The sequence below is a fragment of the Spirochaetota bacterium genome (assembly GCA_034190085.1).
Lineage (GTDB): Bacteria > Spirochaetota > UBA4802 > UBA4802 > JAFGDQ01 > JAXHTS01.
Genome location: JAXHTS010000052.1, coordinates 98,011 through 116,294 on the forward strand (window position 1 = coordinate 98,011; position 18,284 = coordinate 116,294).

17 protein-coding genes and 1 tRNA gene are annotated in these 18,284 nt (G+C 38.6%); 4 read left to right on the forward strand and 14 right to left on the reverse strand.

All coding sequences use genetic code 11. From position 1 onward, the window contains the following. The first annotated feature begins 270 nt into the window (after nt 1-270). Together greA and SVZ03_10230 are read left to right on the forward strand one after the other, a co-directional pair. Entirely contained in the window at nt 271-2,982 is a 2,712-nt protein-coding gene (greA, locus tag SVZ03_10225) for a transcription elongation factor GreA (protein MDY6934581.1), read from the forward strand. Between the two features lie 54 nt (nt 2,983-3,036). Then, a tRNA-Leu gene (locus SVZ03_10230) sits at nt 3,037-3,120 on the forward strand. A 19-nt stretch (nt 3,121-3,139) separates the two neighbouring features. Here the strand turns inward: SVZ03_10230 and SVZ03_10235 are convergent. Genes SVZ03_10235 through SVZ03_10245 form a run of 3 tightly spaced genes read right to left on the reverse strand, consistent with a single transcriptional unit; the run spans nt 3,140 to nt 4,868 of the window. Beyond that, nucleotides 3,140-4,135 carry an FAD:protein FMN transferase gene (locus SVZ03_10235; protein MDY6934582.1) on the reverse strand — a complete coding sequence of 332 codons (996 nt, stop codon included), beginning with the start codon at nt 4,133-4,135 and terminating at the stop codon, nt 3,140-3,142. A 51-nt stretch (nt 4,136-4,186) separates the two neighbouring features. Beyond that, nucleotides 4,187-4,603 (reverse strand): HAD hydrolase-like protein, encoded by a 417-nt coding sequence (locus SVZ03_10240; GenBank protein ID MDY6934583.1) that lies wholly within the window; start codon nt 4,601-4,603, stop codon nt 4,187-4,189. Next, nucleotides 4,578-4,868 carry a hypothetical protein gene (locus SVZ03_10245; GenBank protein MDY6934584.1) on the reverse strand — a complete coding sequence of 97 codons (291 nt, stop codon included), beginning with the start codon at nt 4,866-4,868 and terminating at the stop codon, nt 4,578-4,580. The genes SVZ03_10240 and SVZ03_10245 overlap by 26 nt, the downstream gene beginning before the upstream one ends. A 131-nt stretch (nt 4,869-4,999) precedes the next feature. On the opposite strand from SVZ03_10245, the gene SVZ03_10250 reads away from it, so the two are divergent. Next, nucleotides 5,000-5,959: a dihydroorotate dehydrogenase gene (locus SVZ03_10250; protein ID MDY6934585.1), complete on the forward strand. Its 960-nt coding sequence runs from the start codon at nt 5,000-5,002 to the stop codon at nt 5,957-5,959. Next, nucleotides 5,956-7,008: a histidinol-phosphate transaminase gene (gene hisC, locus SVZ03_10255; protein MDY6934586.1), complete on the forward strand. Its 1,053-nt coding sequence runs from the start codon at nt 5,956-5,958 to the stop codon at nt 7,006-7,008. Before SVZ03_10250 ends, hisC begins: the two co-directional genes overlap by 4 nt. Here the strand turns inward: hisC and SVZ03_10260 are convergent. The 11 genes from SVZ03_10260 to hypF form a co-directional block, all read right to left on the reverse strand. Then, nucleotides 6,992-7,552, reverse strand: coding sequence for a hypothetical protein (locus tag SVZ03_10260; protein MDY6934587.1), 561 nt, complete (start codon nt 7,550-7,552; stop codon nt 6,992-6,994). The two genes, hisC and SVZ03_10260, sit on opposite strands and share 17 nt — an antisense overlap. A 296-nt stretch (nt 7,553-7,848) precedes the next feature. Continuing rightward, the gene (locus SVZ03_10265; protein MDY6934588.1) at nt 7,849-8,721 is read right to left on the reverse strand and encodes a 3-keto-5-aminohexanoate cleavage protein; all 873 of its coding nucleotides are present in this window, start codon (nt 8,719-8,721) and stop codon (nt 7,849-7,851) included. 148 nt (nt 8,722-8,869) lie between these two features. After that, a complete protein-coding gene (locus SVZ03_10270; protein MDY6934589.1) occupies nt 8,870-9,307 on the reverse strand; it encodes an acyl-CoA dehydrogenase in 438 nt (145 codons plus the stop codon). Continuing rightward, entirely contained in the window at nt 9,292-10,002 is a 711-nt protein-coding gene (locus SVZ03_10275; GenBank protein ID MDY6934590.1) for an acyl-CoA dehydrogenase family protein, read from the reverse strand. The genes SVZ03_10270 and SVZ03_10275 overlap by 16 nt, the downstream gene beginning before the upstream one ends. Nucleotides 10,003-10,044: 42 nt before the next feature. After that, entirely contained in the window at nt 10,045-11,232 is a 1,188-nt protein-coding gene (locus SVZ03_10280; protein MDY6934591.1) for an acyl-CoA dehydrogenase family protein, read from the reverse strand. Nucleotides 11,233-11,290: 58 nt separating this feature from the next. Further along, nucleotides 11,291-12,652: an MmgE/PrpD family protein gene (locus SVZ03_10285; GenBank protein MDY6934592.1), complete on the reverse strand. Its 1,362-nt coding sequence runs from the start codon at nt 12,650-12,652 to the stop codon at nt 11,291-11,293. A gap of 336 nt (nt 12,653-12,988) precedes the next feature. After that, nucleotides 12,989-13,402, reverse strand: a complete 414-nt coding sequence (locus SVZ03_10290; protein ID MDY6934593.1) for a cobalamin-dependent protein — start codon at nt 13,400-13,402, stop codon at nt 12,989-12,991. A gap of 81 nt (nt 13,403-13,483) precedes the next feature. Then, nucleotides 13,484-13,708 (reverse strand): HypC/HybG/HupF family hydrogenase formation chaperone, encoded by a 225-nt coding sequence (locus SVZ03_10295; GenBank protein ID MDY6934594.1) that lies wholly within the window; start codon nt 13,706-13,708, stop codon nt 13,484-13,486. A gap of 129 nt (nt 13,709-13,837) precedes the next feature. Next, entirely contained in the window at nt 13,838-14,839 is a 1,002-nt protein-coding gene (hypE, locus tag SVZ03_10300) for a hydrogenase expression/formation protein HypE (GenBank protein MDY6934595.1), read from the reverse strand. Continuing rightward, nucleotides 14,839-15,906: a hydrogenase formation protein HypD gene (gene hypD, locus SVZ03_10305; GenBank protein ID MDY6934596.1), complete on the reverse strand. Its 1,068-nt coding sequence runs from the start codon at nt 15,904-15,906 to the stop codon at nt 14,839-14,841. Before hypD ends, hypE begins: the two co-directional genes overlap by 1 nt. Continuing rightward, a complete protein-coding gene (hypF, locus tag SVZ03_10310; GenBank protein MDY6934597.1) occupies nt 15,899-18,172 on the reverse strand; it encodes a carbamoyltransferase HypF in 2,274 nt (757 codons plus the stop codon). The genes hypD and hypF overlap by 8 nt, the downstream gene beginning before the upstream one ends. Nucleotides 18,173-18,284: the final 112 nt, after the last annotated feature.

Genomic DNA, 18,284 nt, shown 5'->3' on the forward strand with positions numbered 1-18,284 from the left:
AGGATATGATGGAAAATAATGGATTTAGTATAAATGTTCTTAATCCTAGGTATGTATTATATAGAATTTTATCAGTGTATTAGAGATGGAGGGAACTACCTTATATTATATTCCTGCCTTCAGCTAGTATGAGAGTATATTAACTCCCTTTTCGGGGACCAATCAACAAGTACAAAAGAATAATCCAAAGATGGGTTTGTAAATCTTTGTTTATCAAAGATAAAATGCTTATTTGTGACTAACCAATTATATGGTAATCGGGGTATGATTATGGAAAGAGGGAAAATAGTAGAAAAGTTGAATTCCTTGTTTAATGAAGAGCAGTGGGGACGAATTGAACCAAAGGATATTGGTATATCTAAGTTTAAAATATTAGATGATCTCTTTAATAGTATTGTAAGTGAAGGACTGTTGCAAGAGGTGCTCACTATTTGTAAGGAACATATTGATAATTATTCAGAATCTATTACGGCCTCCTATCTTATTGGACTTATTGGACATCATATTGATCAGATTGAGGATACAGTTCAATTGAGAAAATTGATTGATATCTTTATTCGAAATCATAAATGGATCGTTGTAGAGAGAATTGCTGAAAAAGTGCTAGAATATGGAGAAAATAGCGTTGCCCTCAAGGCCCTTGCCACAAGTCTTGAGAGAATGGGACGAAATAGAGAAGCGATACCAGTATTGGAAAGCCTCCTCAAAATAGATAGATTTGATGCTGATGTTGCTAAAAAGCTTGCCTTTGCGATAATTGAAGATGATTCAGAGAAGAGCATTCAGTATATGAAACTCTCTATTGAAGGATTTATTAAAAGCGGGAATTATGAAGAGATAACTGAACTTTGGAGCAAGCTAATATCTGTATCATGGGAAGATATTCAATTCTTTGAAAGAATTGAGAGGATGCTAATTGAGGCCAGCCAGACTGAAATGGTTTCCAGCCTGCTGAAATTGTTGATGCATAAATACATGGAGCAGGAGAATATTGATCAGTCTATCGATTTATTGAGAAAGATACTTGAATATACCCCAAATGATAATGTAGCAAGGAATGAATTAATAAAATGTTATGAGAAGAAGTATGGAGAGCATTCTCAATACCAACAATTTTTGAAGATATCAAAATTAAATAACTTTAAGTATTCAGTAAAACATGCGATTCAGAATTTTGAAAAGAATATTGTTTTTGATAAAGCGAACTATGTTATCCATCGATCATGGGGGATAGGTAAGATAACTGATATTGACAGTGAATATATAACGATTGATTTTCAAGATAAGACAGATCATAGGATGTCTATTCAGATGTCTCTTCAATCTTTAACCCCTGTTAATAAAGATCATATTTATGTAATGGAGTATGAAGATTTTGGAACAATAGAAGCAATTTTTAAAGAGGACTTCAGACATTTTTTTGAGTTATTAATTAAGTCATACGAAGGCACAATTACATTAGCTGATATTAAAAAGGAACTGATCCCAAAATATATAGATGCAAAGGGTTGGTCAAAGTGGTGGAGCAAGACTAGAGTTGAGCTAAAAAAAGATCCTCATTTCCATTTCTCTGAGAAGAGGAAGGATCTAATTATTATGAGGGATAGACCTGTTACCTTTGCTGAGGAATTGTTAAATATCTTTACTAAAGCCGAATCATTTAGTGAAAAATTAGATGTTGCAATAGAATTTATAAATAATATTGAGATAGAAGATGGAGCGTCAGTATCTCAATATTTTATAGATTATTATACAGATGAGGGTAAGGATGGCTCCCCAACTAAGCGGATTCTATCCTATTTTGTACTGAGAGGCCTTTCAAGGTATATTGATCCCAAGAAGATCAAGATTGACGCCATCAGAGAAAAGGTTGTTCATTTTATTAAAGAGAGTAACGAGATTCCCTTGATATCCCTGAAGATCAATTCATACGATTATAAAAAGGATCTTGTAAATTTAATAGAGGATGTGAGGGAGGACTGGCCCAATATTGTATCTGAGATTCTATTTGAAACACCGGTTAGAATCCACAAATATATATTCAACAACCTGATTAGGGCTCATGAGTATAATATTATAAATAATTTTATTGATAGGGTTATAACCGGCGCAAAACAATATCCAGATATTTTTATCTGGGTTGCTAAAAATATTTTAACTAAAAGCTGGGATTATGATTGGTTGGATTTTTCCAAGGATAGAATGATTCTTACATTTTTCAGATTATTAAATGAATTAAAGAAGATTGAAACCAAGGGAAATCGGCGTAAGAATATGATGATTGATATTCTCTATGATAATGAATGTACTGTCTTGATTGATATTGTTGATCAAAATGAGGAATCATTCATTAGTAAAATATATGATCTCTTTAGTAGTGTAACCTATATAGATGAAACACACATTGAAAAGTTTTATGCTATAATAAAAAATAAATATCCTGAATTTCAAGTGAAGACGCACCTTCAGGTTGCGGAGGATTGGGATATTGATGTAGAGAAGTTGATAGTCTCACAAGAGGGTTACGACAGGATGAGGGCTGAGTTGAATCGAATGGTGAATGTTGAGATGGCTAGTCTGTCAAAGGAGTTGGCAAAGGTGTCTGATGTATCCGGGGATATTAAGGAGAATGTGGAATATAATGCATTGATGGAAAAGCAGGCGATATTGAAGATGGCAATTAATAAACTTGAGGATGAATTGAAAAAGGCTGAGATTTTGAATATAGATAATATTTCAAGGGATGTTGTGGATATTGGGGCTAATGTTATATGTGAGGATATTAAGACAGGAGAGAGGGATAGTTACATATTGCTTGGTCCATGGGATGCGGATTATGAGAAAAAAATTCTTTCCTACAGATCACCCATAGCTAAGGTGCTATTGGGTAAGGGTATTGGTGAGGAGATTGATATGAAGATTGGGGATGATGAGAGACGATTGAGGATTTCAGCAATAGAGAGATATACGGAGATAGGATGATATACCTTCTTGGTCCGTAAGGACATTAACTGGATATATTAGATATATTTTTAGGCCGCGATGGCGGAATTGGTAGACGCGTCAGGTTCAGGGTCTGGTGGGCTTATGCCTGTGAGGGTTCAAGTCCCTCTCGCGGCAATTCAAGATAATTAGGGTGTTAGAACCACTCGATTACCTTGTTACCTAATAGAATAACCCTATCCTTCAACTCTTCGGAGGCAGAGATATTCATATCAAGATCAATGAATACCGCTGAAATATTTTTGTCATGTTTTACAAATTGCATAGCTTTTCTTCCCCCCATAATGAATAGGGCTGTGGCTAGTGCATCGGACTGCACGGGATCAATGGATATCACTGAAACGGAGGAGAAGGTTTTCGATGGGAAGCCGGTTTTAGGATCGATTATGTGATGATATCTCTTATCCTTGTATATGACGTATCTCTCATAATCTCCGCTTGTGGCAATGGATTCCATATCATCAAGGGTTAGGGAAAGGATAATATTTTTCTCTCTGGGATTCCTAACACCTACGCGCCATGGATTATTAAACTTCTTCCCAATTACTTGAAGATCTCCGCCTGCCTCAACAATAGCGCAATCTATCCCTATTCTCCTTAAACATTCGATACCCTTATTTATAGCATATCCCTTGGCTATTCCACCAAGACCAATTCGTGTTTTCCTGTTATTTATTTTAACGCTGAGATTATCAGGATTAAGTTGAATATGTCGATAATCTAACATCGGTAATAGCTTCAAAACCTCATCTCTTCTTGGCGGCACAAAGGGATTTCTACGGAAATTCCATAGATGGGAAATTGAGGCAAAGGTTATATCAAAACAACCATTAGTTCTAGTGGATGTCTCAATAGAGGTTTCTAATAATGAAAAGGTCTCTTCAGATACAATCACAGGTCTCTTCATGGCAAGGTTGTTTATTCTGTAAACATCGCTCTCCTGTCTGAAGGGACTCATTATTTTCTCTAGGCGACCTATTTCATTGAACACAAGTTCAGCAGACCTATTCGCTCTTTTCTCGGAGTCCGTGATTAGTGTAAGATTTACTATAGTCCCGAGGAGAGATGTGTTGTGATTGTAGATGGATTTCTTTTTGCATGAGTTGAGTAATAATGAAACCGATAGAAACAATATTATCACCCTACAAGGACTATATCTATATTGTAAGTTAAGGCTGATCATTTATCTTAATTCCTTTTCAATTGTTCTAATAATACACGGAATCTTGCTGAATCTATTAACTCTCCATTTTAAGTCTTTGAACTCGTTGTTTTCTGAAAATCCGAAAGAGCATCCTATAAAGGGAATTCCGTTCTCTATTGCTGCGATCATATCTGACTCCCTATCCCCGATCATTATAAGCAGATTATTTTTAGAAATGGTTTCCTTATAGTATCTAACAATATCGTTTTTCCCTCGAATCATGTTATCAATGGTTACAATAGGATAGGTGAAATATTTTTTTATATCCTTTGAATTTAGTATTGCTTCAATATAGTCTATTTTTCCATTGGAAGCAACAAGCATTGTATAACCTCTATTATAAATAGTCTCTAGCGTTACATAGACATCATCAAAGAGTTCCCCCCCCCCCCTCACATATTATCTGAGCCAAGCCCTGAGTACAGTAATCCACTACACGTTTAAGGTGATGGGCCCCTAATTCAGGAAAGAGTCTCTTAAATATTATATCTGTAGGCATCCCGATCATTGACATTATTATATCTTTGTTTGGCAAGGCGATATCCATTGATGATTGTTTATTGAATATAGCAATACCAAGCTGGAAAGCATCTATAATAATGTCATTACAATCGAATATAGTGCCGTCTATGTCAAAGGCTATATAGGTCATATAATACATATTTATTATTACTTACTCTTTGTTGCAACCAAAATTGTGTTTATACTTCTATAGAAAGGAGAGTGAGGGATTTTATTCCTTGACTGGAATAATTTGATATTGTGTTTATATGTCAATGTATAAAGACATAAATGATCGTGGGGTATGGCATATTGGATCTATCTATTCAGATAGGGGACTTTAAATTAAAGAATCCTATTTCCCTGGCTTCCGGTACAGCTGGATATGGGGAGGAGTTAGCTGTATTTATGGATATCTCACGTATTGGCGCTATCTTTACAAAGGGAATCTCGTTAGAGCCAAGAAGGGGTAACAGGGGACCCAGAATAGTCGAAACACCATCAGGTGTTTTAAACTCCATAGGTCTTGAAAATATTGGTTTGAATAGATTTTTGAAGGAGAAATTACCCTTTCTTTTGGAAAGGGGAGCAACAGTTATTCCAAATATTGCTGGATATTCTATTGATGAGAATGTGGAATTATGTAGGATATTGTCGAATACCAATGGGATACCTGCAGTGGAGTTAAATGTATCATGCCCGAATGTTAGCAAGGGGGGTATGGCTTTTGGGAGAGAGATGAATATCTTTTCAAAACTTATAAAGAGGGTAAGGAGAACCACGGACAAGGTTTTAATAGTAAAATTATCTCCAAATGTTGCTGATGTTGTTGAGTTCGCTTCTGCTGCAAAAGATTTAGGGGCAGATGCAGTTTCTGCTGTTAACACATATTTGGGTATGAAAATAGATATAGAGAGAAGGAAGCCGCTTTTTTTTAATAAAGTTGCGGGTCTCAGCGGACCAGCGATAAGACCCCTTGCAGTAAGGACAGTATATGAGATATTTGATAGAGTCGATATACCAATAATTGGTATTGGCGGGATTACAGATATTGATGATGTTATTGAATTTATAATGGCAGGCGCTTCAGTAATATCAATCGGCACTATGAATATGATTAATCCAAGGGCGGGGATAGAATGCCTTGAAAATCTTGAAGAATATATGGAAATTCGAGGTATCAATTCCATGCATGAACTAATCGGATCAGCTCATAAGGGCTTTAATAAGAAACAATGGAGTGAGATATGAGATACTGGAATAGTCGATTACAGAAGATGTCAGCATATATTCCAGGGGAACAACCTGATAAGATAAATGAGTATATTAAGCTGAATACAAATGAGAATCCATTTTCACCATCAGAGGTGGTTCTGAATGCGATAAAGAGTGCATGTAATGAACAACTGAGACTGTATCCCAATGTCACCTCTCAGTCTCTGAGGGAATCCTTTGCAAAGTTGAATAATATCGAAGTGGATAATATTTTTGTGGGCAATGGATCTGATGAAATATTTACACTTATATTTAGAGGTTTTATTGATCCAGATGGATCGGCTGCTTTCCCCTATCCATCATATTCACTCTATTATACAATGGCAGAGGCAAATGGTATAAAATATGATAGGATAAATCTCACAGATGAAATGGATGTCGATTTTACTAGATTCCTCGAAAAGCAGTATAACTTAGTAATAGTAGGCAATCCAAACAATCCAACTGGAAAGGGTTGTGATGAGGATGAAATAAGGATTTTTTTAGATCAATTTAACGGGCTTTTGGTTGTGGATGAGGCTTATGTAGATTTCTATGGCGAGACAGTGATTGAATTAGTCGAGGATTATGATAATCTCATAGTGACTAGATCATTCTCAAAATCCTACTCTCTAGCTGGGCTTAGGATTGGTCTTGCTGTAGCAAATAGGGATATAATTAAGGGTTTATTTAAGCTGAAGGATTCTTATAATGTTGACAGACTCGCTGAAGTTGGGGCAAGGGCCGCATTGCTTGATATTAAGGGATTTGAATATAATATCCGCTTGGTGCTCGATAATAAGGAGTACTTAGAGGAGAATCTCGAAGAACTCGGTTTTGATATCATACCATCAAAGGCAAACTTCTTGTTTGTCAAACATCCGGAAATGCCTTCCAAGGATATCTTCGAGTTGTTAAAGGAGAAAAAGATATTGGTAAGGTATTTCGATGGATCAATTCAGTCAGACTATATTAGAATTACTGTTGGCACAATGTTAGAATTGAAAGCACTAATAAAGGAACTAACCTCTATATTGGAAGCCTGATTATCTTTCCATCAGTATTGGTGATAATATTTCTTTCAATAAGCTCATTTAGTGTAATCATATTATTTTCATATTTTAGAACATCATTTTTATCTATCCAGATGTTTAGCATCTCAGACTTATCCTTAAACCTCCAGTGAATTCCAAATACAATTCCGATAATTTCATTTTCTATAAAGAGGGTCTTGCAGGAATTGATGATAAAAAGCATATCCTGGATATTTTCTTTCAGTAAACTAGTCGCCCTTGTAAAATAGGAGGTCTTGGATAACTTTGAATCAGGGAGTGTTAATATATCAATACCTATATAGAGTTTGTTTTTACTATTATTTTTTTTATCATAATAAAAACCTATGCTATTATTCTTAATAGTTAAGTTTTTGCCTTCGGTGATAATTCTGGCAATACCAATGAGATGTCGGTAGTATTTTGTATGATAATGAGTTCCATTGGTCGTATATTGCTCAACCTTAACAAGAAAACGATCATATTTTTTTATTTCATTATCTGAATAGTCCAATATCGCATTTTCTCTTTGGGACATCGATCCGCAAGTAGCAAAATAAAGCAGAAATAATGAAATTAATATTTTTTTTATTATCATATAATATTAGTTATTTTCTGTTCAAATAATAAGTATTCTTAAATGTATAATTTTCAAAACATATTAAGATTTTTTCTGAAGAGACTATAACTAATATTAACATGAAACATATATTAAAAAAACCATTTTTTTGACAAAATGTGATTTATGATATATTGATTTGAATCCTATGGGTTTCAATAATATATACTAAGATTACTCTTAGATATATCGGAGTTGATTCAAATTCGTAATTATTATGATTTGTTTCGCAGGTTAAGTATCTTTCGTGCTTCAGCTGGGCTGGCGATATCTCTTCCTGCCTCGCGAACAATATTGGCCAGCGCCTCAACTAACTGCCCATTGCCTGTAGCCTTTTCTCCGTTTGGCAAATAAAAGGTATCCTCAAGGCCTGTCCTTACATTACCTCCATATTCAACACATTTTCGGTGCAGATCCCATATCTCCTGTCGTCCAATGGCAATCACCTGCCAATGGCTTCCTTCAGGCATCTCCTCAATTAACAGGGGCAGCCAATTCGGTTTGGCCGGCATACCGCTAGCGACCCCCATCACTAATGAGAGGTGGGCATCACCATCGAACATCCTGTTTCGCTTATACAACCCTACGCTTCTCACAATTCCTGAATCAAAACACTCGAACTCTGGCACAACACCATTGGCATTCATGACATCCAAGAATTTTTTAACTTTCTCTACTGAATTATCAAAGAGCATTGGAGGCCATGCCCAGTTGCCATCGCTCTTTAGCTTTAAATAATTGAGTGAGCCTGCGTTGCATGCAGCCATCTCCGGTTTGTATTTTTCAATACAAGCTGCTGGTTCGGAAATATCATCACCACCTACGCCAGTACTCATATTAATTATAATTTCTGGAACGCGCTTTTTGATAGCCCCCAAGATTTTTCCCACAGATTCAACATCCCAAGTAGGAAGGAAACCCATCCCTTCTCTCTGGTCTCTGAAATGACAGTGAACGATAGTTGCACCAGCATTGAATGCCTCCTCAGCCTGTTCAGCCATTTGATCTGGAGTAACAGGCACATTATACACTGCTGGATTAGTCGCAACACCCGTAAGTGCGCAGGTTACAATTGTCTTAGAACTCATTCTTCCCTCCTCATTACATAATAATTGTGACACTATATTTTCTTAAATGATCAGTGACATACGACTATCATCATAATATATTATTAACAAGGCAAATTTGATCTTGTTAATATTATACCTTTTTAGAAAGGTATGGCCAGTTTTCTGCTTATAATCCTAGCTCTCTGGAAACTTTCTTTAGATTGAAGTCAGCATCACCAAAGGCGACCTCCCCAGCTTTGGCTCGCCTGAAGTAGAGATGCATGTCCTGTTCATCACAAAAACCCATGGCTCCATAAATCTGATGTCCCAATATGGTCACTCGATGTGAGGCGCTGCTTGTCCAGGCTTTTGCCATAGCCGCATTCATTGTTGCGGGAAGTCCTTCAGCAATCATCCATGCCGCCTTATATGTAATAAAACGTGAAGCATCTACATCAGTCACCATATTGGCACAGTGATGCCATATGGCCTGGAAAGCGCCAATGGGTCGTCCAAACTGCTCGCGTTGTTTTGCATATGTGACGGTCATGTCCAATGCAGCCTGAATAACCCCGAGCATATCAGCACATTTTGCTACTGCCGCCTTTTCTAAAAGCTTATCCACGACACTCCATCCTCTTCCAACTTCGCCAAGGTGTTGTCCTTTGACACTCTCACATTATCAAAAAACACCTCGCATTGCTTTTCATAGGACATGGTCTTGAGCAAGGTTAGTTTAATTCCTGGGCTCTTGCGGTCTACAAGAAATATTGTGAGGCCCTCTTCAGGAGGGTTGCCTTCACTGGTTCGCGCGACACATATGATATAATCCGCTATATGCGCATTTTCAACAAAGAGCTTCGTCCCATTAATAATGAAATCTTCATTATCAGGTATGGCGCAGGTATGGATTCCATCAGCCTGAAACCATGAGTCTGGTTCAGCTAAGGCAAAGGCAAGTATTAGATTTCCGCTAGCTATTTTAGGTAGGATTTCGCGCCTCTGTCCCTCATTGCCACCAGACAATATGGCTTCTCCCCCAAGCACAACAGTGGAAAAGTAGGGACCTGGCAAACATGATTCACCCATAGCCTCTAGAAGAATTGTAAGATCAACAAAATTCCCACCAACCCCTCCATATTCTTCTGGAATCACTAAACCCATCCATCCCAAATCTGCCATCTTTTGCCATAGCTCTGTTTGGTAGCCCCACTCATCATCCCTCATATCCCTAACTATTGACATGGGGCATTCATTTTCCAAAAAGTTTTTAGCAGTATTCTTAAGCATTTCCTGTTCTTCTGTGAGACTCATATTCATATCATTTTTTCTCCTTTTATTCTAACTAATGTTTGAATAAATTCATTTTCGAGGCAAATTCAATCCCCTCAATGCAATGATGTTTCGTTGAATCTCTGAGGTGCCGGCTCCAATAGCATTAGCTAATGTCCAAAGATACAATTGTTGAATTTTGCCCTCTAAAGGAGTCCATTTTGAGGGCAATTCTAATGGGCCATATAATCCGAGTATCTCCATCCCAATCTTCGCTATGCGTTGGGACATCTCGCTGCCAAAAAGCTTGGAAACAGATGCTTCATGATTAGCGACTATGTTTTCATTTGCCATACAACTTAGCCTATAGGCCAGGAGACGACTCACCTCAATCTCCACAGCACACTGTGCCAGTTTGTGTTGGATTAGGGGATCCTTTGATAAAGGTTCGCCATTTCGTTTTGTCTCCTTAACATAGGTTAGCAGATCTTCTAAAATATGCTGAGAGTCGGCCGTGATATTTATCCCTCCGCCAAAGGATGTTCTTTCAAGATCTAGGGCAGTGGCAAGTATGTACCATCCATTGTTCTCTCCACCCACTAAACAGTCAGCGGGCACTTTTACATCATCAAAGAATACTTCATTAAATGTATGAAAGCCCCGGATATCGATCAGCGGGCGTATTGTGATTCCTGGAGTATTAATATCTACAATGAACATGCTAATACCCTTATGTTTAGATACATTAGGATCAGTCCTAGCGGCGAGCCAGCAGTAATCTGATTTGTGAGCAAGGCTTGTCCAGACCTTCTGACCATTAACAATATAATGATCACCGTCCCTTACAGCTCGGGTTTGAAGGCTTGCCAAATCAGAGCCTGCGTTTGGTTCACTGTAACCCAAGCAGATTTCGATTTCTCCCTTTGAGATGCCTGGTAGGTACCTATTTTTTTGCTCTTCAGACCCATAGAGTAAAATTGTGGGCCCTACCCAAGTGGTGGCAATACTCATTGCCGGCGCGTTATGATAGGCCATCTCCTCCATAAATACTAGTTGTTCCATAGGTGTGGCCGACATGCCACCATATTCCTTGGGCCATGACATTGTAAGCCAACCCTTAGCACCAAGTTTTTTCATGAAGTTTTTATAGAACTCCCATCCTTCTGGAGCTTGAACTGACTCCTCAAGACCTCCCCATCCATCGGGTAGTTCCTGTTTAAGGAATTCCTGAATTTCTTTTCGGAAGTCCTCTTCATTTTTTGAAAATTGAAAGTTCATAATCTCATCCCCCTACCTTGAATTAGAAGGCACAAATTCACCTTCCAGCATATTGTTTTTATTTGCTCCCAAAGGTTAGTATTTCCGTCAAATTAGAAATATCATCAATTGACTCAAGGTTTGAAATCATATCAAGGCATGTCTCTACATCCCTTTGAGATAGGGTTGAGAGAGCGCAATCTCTGAATTTGGCACTTATATTTTCCCAACTGAGAGGATTATGCGCTTCTCCCTTAGGGTAATCAACCTTTTGAGAGACAACCCTGCCATCCTTTAGTTTTATTACAACCTCCGAGGCAAAGGGTGTTGAAAGATCCACTGATTCCTCAGAGAGGTGAACATTTTTCACTTTTGGTATTAGAGCCTGAGCTTCTTTCTGCATCACCTTTTCATCGGTAAAATGACTCAGTGTTACTTCGCCATCGAGAAGCGCTCTGGCTATGCAGTATTCGTTGCTGAACTTCCCTTCCAACCCTTTTTTGGGGCGTGAGTGAATAGTTGCGGTGGATAATCCAGGAAGGGTTATAAATTCAACTTCCTCGACATCGCTAGCCTTAATGCCATGTTTTTCCCTTAAATGCAATGCAGCTTCGATACTAGTGTGAGTCCCTCCGCAGGATGGCCAGGGTTTTATGACAATGCCATCAATTATGTCATAACGCTCTCCCAATCCTTCTCCGATTTTTTCAATCTCAATATCAGCTCCGCCAGCAAAAACCCTACAGAAGCCTTGTGGAGTCTCTAAGATGCTGTCATTGGCAGTAAAGCCCTTTTTTGCCAATGAAGCTGCAACTATACCATTCCTTGACGCATTCCCAGCGTGAAAGGGTTTAGTCATGGTTCCAAAATTTTCCTTTACACCACTAGCGAGAGAGGCCGCAATCCCCAGGGACATCTTAGTCTCCTGAATATTAAGGTTTAACATTTTAGCAGCGGCTGCTGCTGTAGAGATGCTTCCGATTGTGGAAGTTGTGTGCCATCCTACAAGATAGTGTGTCGCACATGCCGGACCAACCTTTGCTCCAGTTTCAAAGCCAATTATGTAGGATAAGAGCACATCTTTTCCGGAGAGATGATATTTCTCTCCTATGGCCAATGCTGTAGGCAAGATTGCAACGGTTGGGTGACCAATAATATAGATCGAATAGTCATCATAATCAAGGGCATGAGCCATAGTACCATTGGCCCAGGCTGCTTGTGAAGCAAGGGCCTTGAAACCGCCACCAAAAACACCGGCTTCAGTTTTTCCCTCTTCTTCCCTCACATATTCTGTAATTATCCTACCACCTGCCTCTTTGCTGCCAGCCAGGGTGACCCCAATACAATCGAGTATTGCCTTTTTAGCATCCTTTATTGCAGCTTCAGGAATCTCTTCGTAACTAGTTCCCACGATGAAACGGCTAACCTTCTCCGTACTCATATAATTAACCTCCCAAATTATAATAGAAACGAGATATATTTTACTTTTTGCTATTAAATTCGCTGTGATGTAATAAAATAAAAAAGAATATATTAGTGGAAGCATTTAATTAGATAGGTGTTATTAGCAGGATTAACTTCAACAAGCATTGGTGTATATGTCAAGGAAATAAACCTAAATTGATGATCTCAATATTCCCATAAAATGAGAGTGAAATTCAGAAGTGTGAATAATTTTCATCACTATTATAAGTAAATGTGAGTGTGCGGAAGAATTCGTATTGATGGGTTGATGGAGTGTGGCAGTACTCATTGGAACATCTCTTTGAGAGATTATTCAACTTAAAGGCTTTACTGTGGAGAGATCCTCTATGATATTTTGGATATCCTTCACGATTGTCTCCAATGGTGTAAAGGGATGGAATACCCCTCTAATCCCCAAGTGCTTAATTAGAAGCTCATCTTTTTCTGGAATAATACCCCCAATTACAACCGGTATATTATCAATTCCTCCCTCTCTCATCTTTTCAAATAGGGATGGAACTAACACTTTAGGAGATCCCTGCATGATGCGATATCCAATAATATCGACATCCTCCTGGATGGCTGTTGCTACTATCTCCCTTGGTATTTGGATACCACCATGGATAACCTCCATGCCGGCTTCCCTTAGGGCATGTATCACTACCCAATATCCTCGCTGATGGTAGAAATCATCCCTGCTCATCAAAAATCTAATTGGAATTCGCATATCTCCCCCCCCCTCAACTACATATAGTCTGGAATTGATTAAAATATCTTTTCCAAGATTGAGTACTTTTTGGAATGTCGCTTATTCCTTTAATAATTCCTCATACTCTTCCCAAATTTTTTCTATTTCGTCTGCCTCTTCAGCATCTAACCTTTCGATTACAAAACCAGCGTGAATAATAACCCTATCATTCAGTTTTAAATCTGGAACAAGAGAGGTGTTAACCATCGTTTCCACACCTTTGGCTTCAGCTATTGCCATCTCTCCGTCAATCTTAATAATTCTCATTGGAATTGCTAGGCACATCTCCATGTCTTCCTGTTAAGATTAAAATCTGTTGAATTGTTTCTTTGATGAACGCAATCTGGAATACGACTAAAAATCAATATTTATATGCTAGGGCAAATTGAATATCTATTGCTTAGCTAGGCTTTATCAACATATTCTGGGTAATTGTTCTTCAATTAAAAGCGGTAAAATTCTTTTCCCTCCGATCGTTGTCTCAATGTAAGCCTTGCCGGCATGCTCTTCAGCTATAACGCCAATGATCTTAGCATCGCATCCTTCCTTAACATCTCTCATGATATCCACAATTTGACTGGCGTCGTCTTCTCTAACAATCAGGAGAACCTTCCCCTCATTGGCAACATACAATGGATCTATTCCTAATAATTCGCATACCCCAATTACCTCGTCTCTAATTGGCAAATCATCTTCAAATAATTTAGCTCCGAGATTGCTATTCTTTACGATTTCATTTAACACTGATGCTACTCCGCCCCGTGTCGCGTCCCGCATGAATTTTATGCTTTTAGGATATGATTCAGTTATTCTATCAATTAAATGATTAAGGGGTGAACAATCTGAGCATAAACCCTTTGAAAAGGAGAGCTTATTCCTCTCAGCCATTACGGAAATTCCATGATCGCCAATGTGTCCGTTTATGATTATTTTATCTCCACTTTCTATAGGAATTCGCTGAACATTTTTCTGCATTATGCCGATACCGGAGGTATTTATAAAAATTTTATCAGCGCCGCCTTTCTCTACAACCTTTGTGTCGCCGGTTACTATTTTTATTCCAGCGTAATCAGCGGCCAGCTTCATTGACGCTAATATTCTCTTGAGCGTGTCAATATTAAAACCTTCTTCTATTACCAGACCGCAGGATAGAAATAATGGTTTTGCTCCCATTACTGCAATATCATTTACAGTTCCATTTACTGATAATTTACCGATATCGCCACCAGGGAAGAATATGGGTGTAACAGTAAAGGTATCGGTTGTGAAGGCAAGCCTTTCATTGCCAATGGACAAGATTGCTGAATCATCAAGCTGTACAGAATCGGGTCCTAGCGTCTTTTTGATTATAGTCTCAATCATCTCGTTCATGAGCATTCCACCGCTGCCGTGTCCTGTTAATATCTTTTCCGACATCAATGCCTCCTATATTTATAAAAGGCAGCGCATGGCCCCTCTGTTGAGACCATGCACGGACCAATAGGGTGTTCCGGGGTGCATGTCTTTGCGAAGAGTGAACATTCATCAGGAGTAATGAGACCCCTGAGAAGTTCTCCGCATTTGCAGCCGGTTGGCTCTTTTGTTGGTGGCAGAGAGACCGGAAACTTCTTGATGGCATTAAATTCTGAAAACTTTTCTCTTAAAGAGAGCCCGCTCTCTGGTATAATGCCAATGCCTCGCCAGTGTGAATGGCACTTTTCAAAAACATGATACATTATCTCCTGCGCCTTTCGATTGCCCTCCTCCTTTACAACGCGTGTGTAAGCATTTATAATTTCAAACCTTCCAGTCTTTATTAGATTCAAGAGAATCAGGCTCCCCCTCATCAGGTCATGATTTTCGAATCCTGATATCACACAGGGCTTTTTGTATTCATTGGATATAAATCTCCAGCCATCCACTCCAATGATTGCGCTAACATGTCCTGGTAAAATAAATCCGTCAATATTTACATCCTCTGAATCCAATAGAGCCTTAACAGCAGGCGGTGTAAGTTTGTTGCCTGTAAGGAGAGAAAAATTTTTGGCATTCCTTTTGCGTGCTTCAAGAACTGTTACAGCCTCAGAGGGTGATGTAGTCTCAAATCCTACGCTGATAAATACTACCTCTCTGTCTGGATAACTCTCAGCTATTCTTACTGCGTCAAGGGGTGAATAGACAACTTCAACATCCATACCATTGGACTTTTCCTTACCCAATGAACTGTAAGAGGAGGGGACTTTTATCATGTCCCCAAAGGTAGCTATTATGGCATTATGCCTTTTGCCAATTTCAATAGCTCTATCTAAATATTCATTCGAGGTTACGCATACAGGACAACCAGGCCCATCAACTAATCGAAGTTGGTCAGGTAAAATATCCCGTACGCCTGTCCGAAAAAATTCCGTGGTGTGAGTGCCGCACACCTCCATAATACGAACAGTCTCCGGTAGGTCGAGGTTTTGAAATTGTAAAGCAAGCTTTTTGATTGCCTCTTTATTCATGTTTTAAAAGCTCCTTAGCAATCGCCAATTGCCCTAGAGCAATGCATCCATCGTTAAAGGGTACTCTCTTGGGATAGTAGATGTCAAATTCTTTTCTCCTAAGCTCTCTTAAAATTAGCTTAAGCAGAAGTCTGTTTTGAAATACACCTCCACTCAACGCAATCCTCTCTATCCCATGTTCTTCTCTAATAATATCAGCAACCTTTGCAGTGGCTAATGCAATTGAATGATGAAAGGCGTAGGCAATATCTTCTTTTTCCCTTCCTTCGTTCAAAAGAGTAATTATATACTCTGTAAGGGATTCAGTCTGCAATATTAGAGTTTTATCCCTTCTGATTGGAATATCAAGCGGTGAAATGCTATTCCCTATCCCCTTTATCGCTGCCTCCTCTAGTAGCATTGCTGCTTCTGCTTCAGTGCTGATGCTTCTGGATAATCCTAGTATGCTCGATATTCCATCAAATATTCTACCAATACTGCACGTTAAAGGTGAGTTTATCCCCTTATCGATTATTTCTAAAATAATCTGGGTCAGAGGAATATCATTCATAATAGGAATATTTGAACCATAACACTTATAGAGCATTGATATGCCGATTTTCCAAACATCCTTAATAGCGCTTTCCCCTCCTGGCAGTGGGAAATAAGAGAAGTGCGCTATTCTTTCAAAATTTGATTTGTCTGCTATTAGAAATTCGCTTCCCCAAAGGGTGCCATCAACACCAAAACCTGTGCCGTCAAAGGAGAGGCCAATTACTCTACCCTCTAATTCTCTATCTTCAATTACAGAAGCGATATGAGCATGGTGATGCTGCGCCTTTATTCCTTTAAGCCCTATTCCCTCAAGCTCATCAGCGAAAAGGCGGGTAAAATAGCTTGGATGTAGATCCGATACAACAACCTCGGGTGAAAAATCATATGTTTTCATAAAATGTGATATTGTTTTCCTATATAACTCATTGCCTGAAGGGGTTGCCAGGTCTCCAAGAAACTGGCTTAGGATTATTACATCATCCTTTGTAAGAGCAAAGCAGTTCTTCAGATCCCCGCCTGTGGCGAGGATGTGGTAGTCAGTTTTGGTTGTATGGATGGGAACAGGCACAAAACCTCTTGATCTACGGATGAAGCACTGATTATCATCCTCAACAAATAAAACGCTATCATCGCTGTGAGCTACGATCTCTCTGTTAAATATTACTATGTAATCGGCTATCTTGCTAAGATCTTTGAATGCATCATCATCTTTACTTATTATTGGCTCATCAGATACATTCCCGCTTGTCATAACAAGAACCATATCCCTGTTATGGGAAAATAATAAATGATGGAAGGGCATATAGGGAAGCATCAATCCATGAAATGATACAAATGGCGCTATATGCCTGCTGACATAAGGCATCTTCTCCTTTAGTATTACAATAGGCCTCTCCTTTGAAAGAAGCAGGCTCTTTTCAATAGGGGAGATGTAGAGAAACTCCTCGGCTTTTTCTATCCCTCCAGTCATCATCGCAAAGGGCTTGAAGGGCCTTGATTTCCGATTCCTCAGTTCTAAAACAGCCTTATCATTCGTCGCATCAACAGCAATCAGAAATCCTCCAACTCCCTTAATAGCAATGATCTTGCTGTCAGATATATGTTTTAAGGTTATAGAAACTACTGAATCCAAGGTATCAGCAATAAGGGAACCGTCACTCTTATATAGTGAAACATGTGGTCCGCATGCCGGGCATGCATTTGGCTGAGTATGAAACCTTCTGTCCGATGGATCATCGTATTCCTTCTGACAGATAGAACACATTGTAAACTTATCCATTGATGTGTTTCTTCTGTCGTAGGGAATGTCAGCAATAATACTAAATCGCGGCCCACAGTTTGTACAAGTGATAAATGGATATTTGTACCTCCTATCCTTGATGAAAGAAAATTCCATAAGGCATTCACTGCACACTGTAGTATCTGGAGGCAGGAAAGTTAAGCGTTTATTCGATGTTTCACTTTTTGTAATTCGAAAATTTTCATATCCCTCTCTATCCCTTTCAACTATTGAAATACTCTGTATAGAGGATAGTGGCGGAGGGGCTTCCCTGATCTCATTGATAAAGGCGTTAATTTGATCATTTGAGCCTTCAGCATGTATTAGCACTCCTTCAGTATCATTTCTCACATATCCATTAATATTGTTCTCATAGGCTATTCGGTAAATGAACGGCCGAAATCCAACTCCCTGAACAATGCCTTGTATTCTAATTTCAAGATGTTTATTCATTATACATAATTATAACATAGGTTTATATTGCTGCAATCAAAAATAGAATGAGGACTCTCCTGTTATTAAGGGTAAAGATGGATTATTCGCTATTGAGTATCAAATCTTTGAT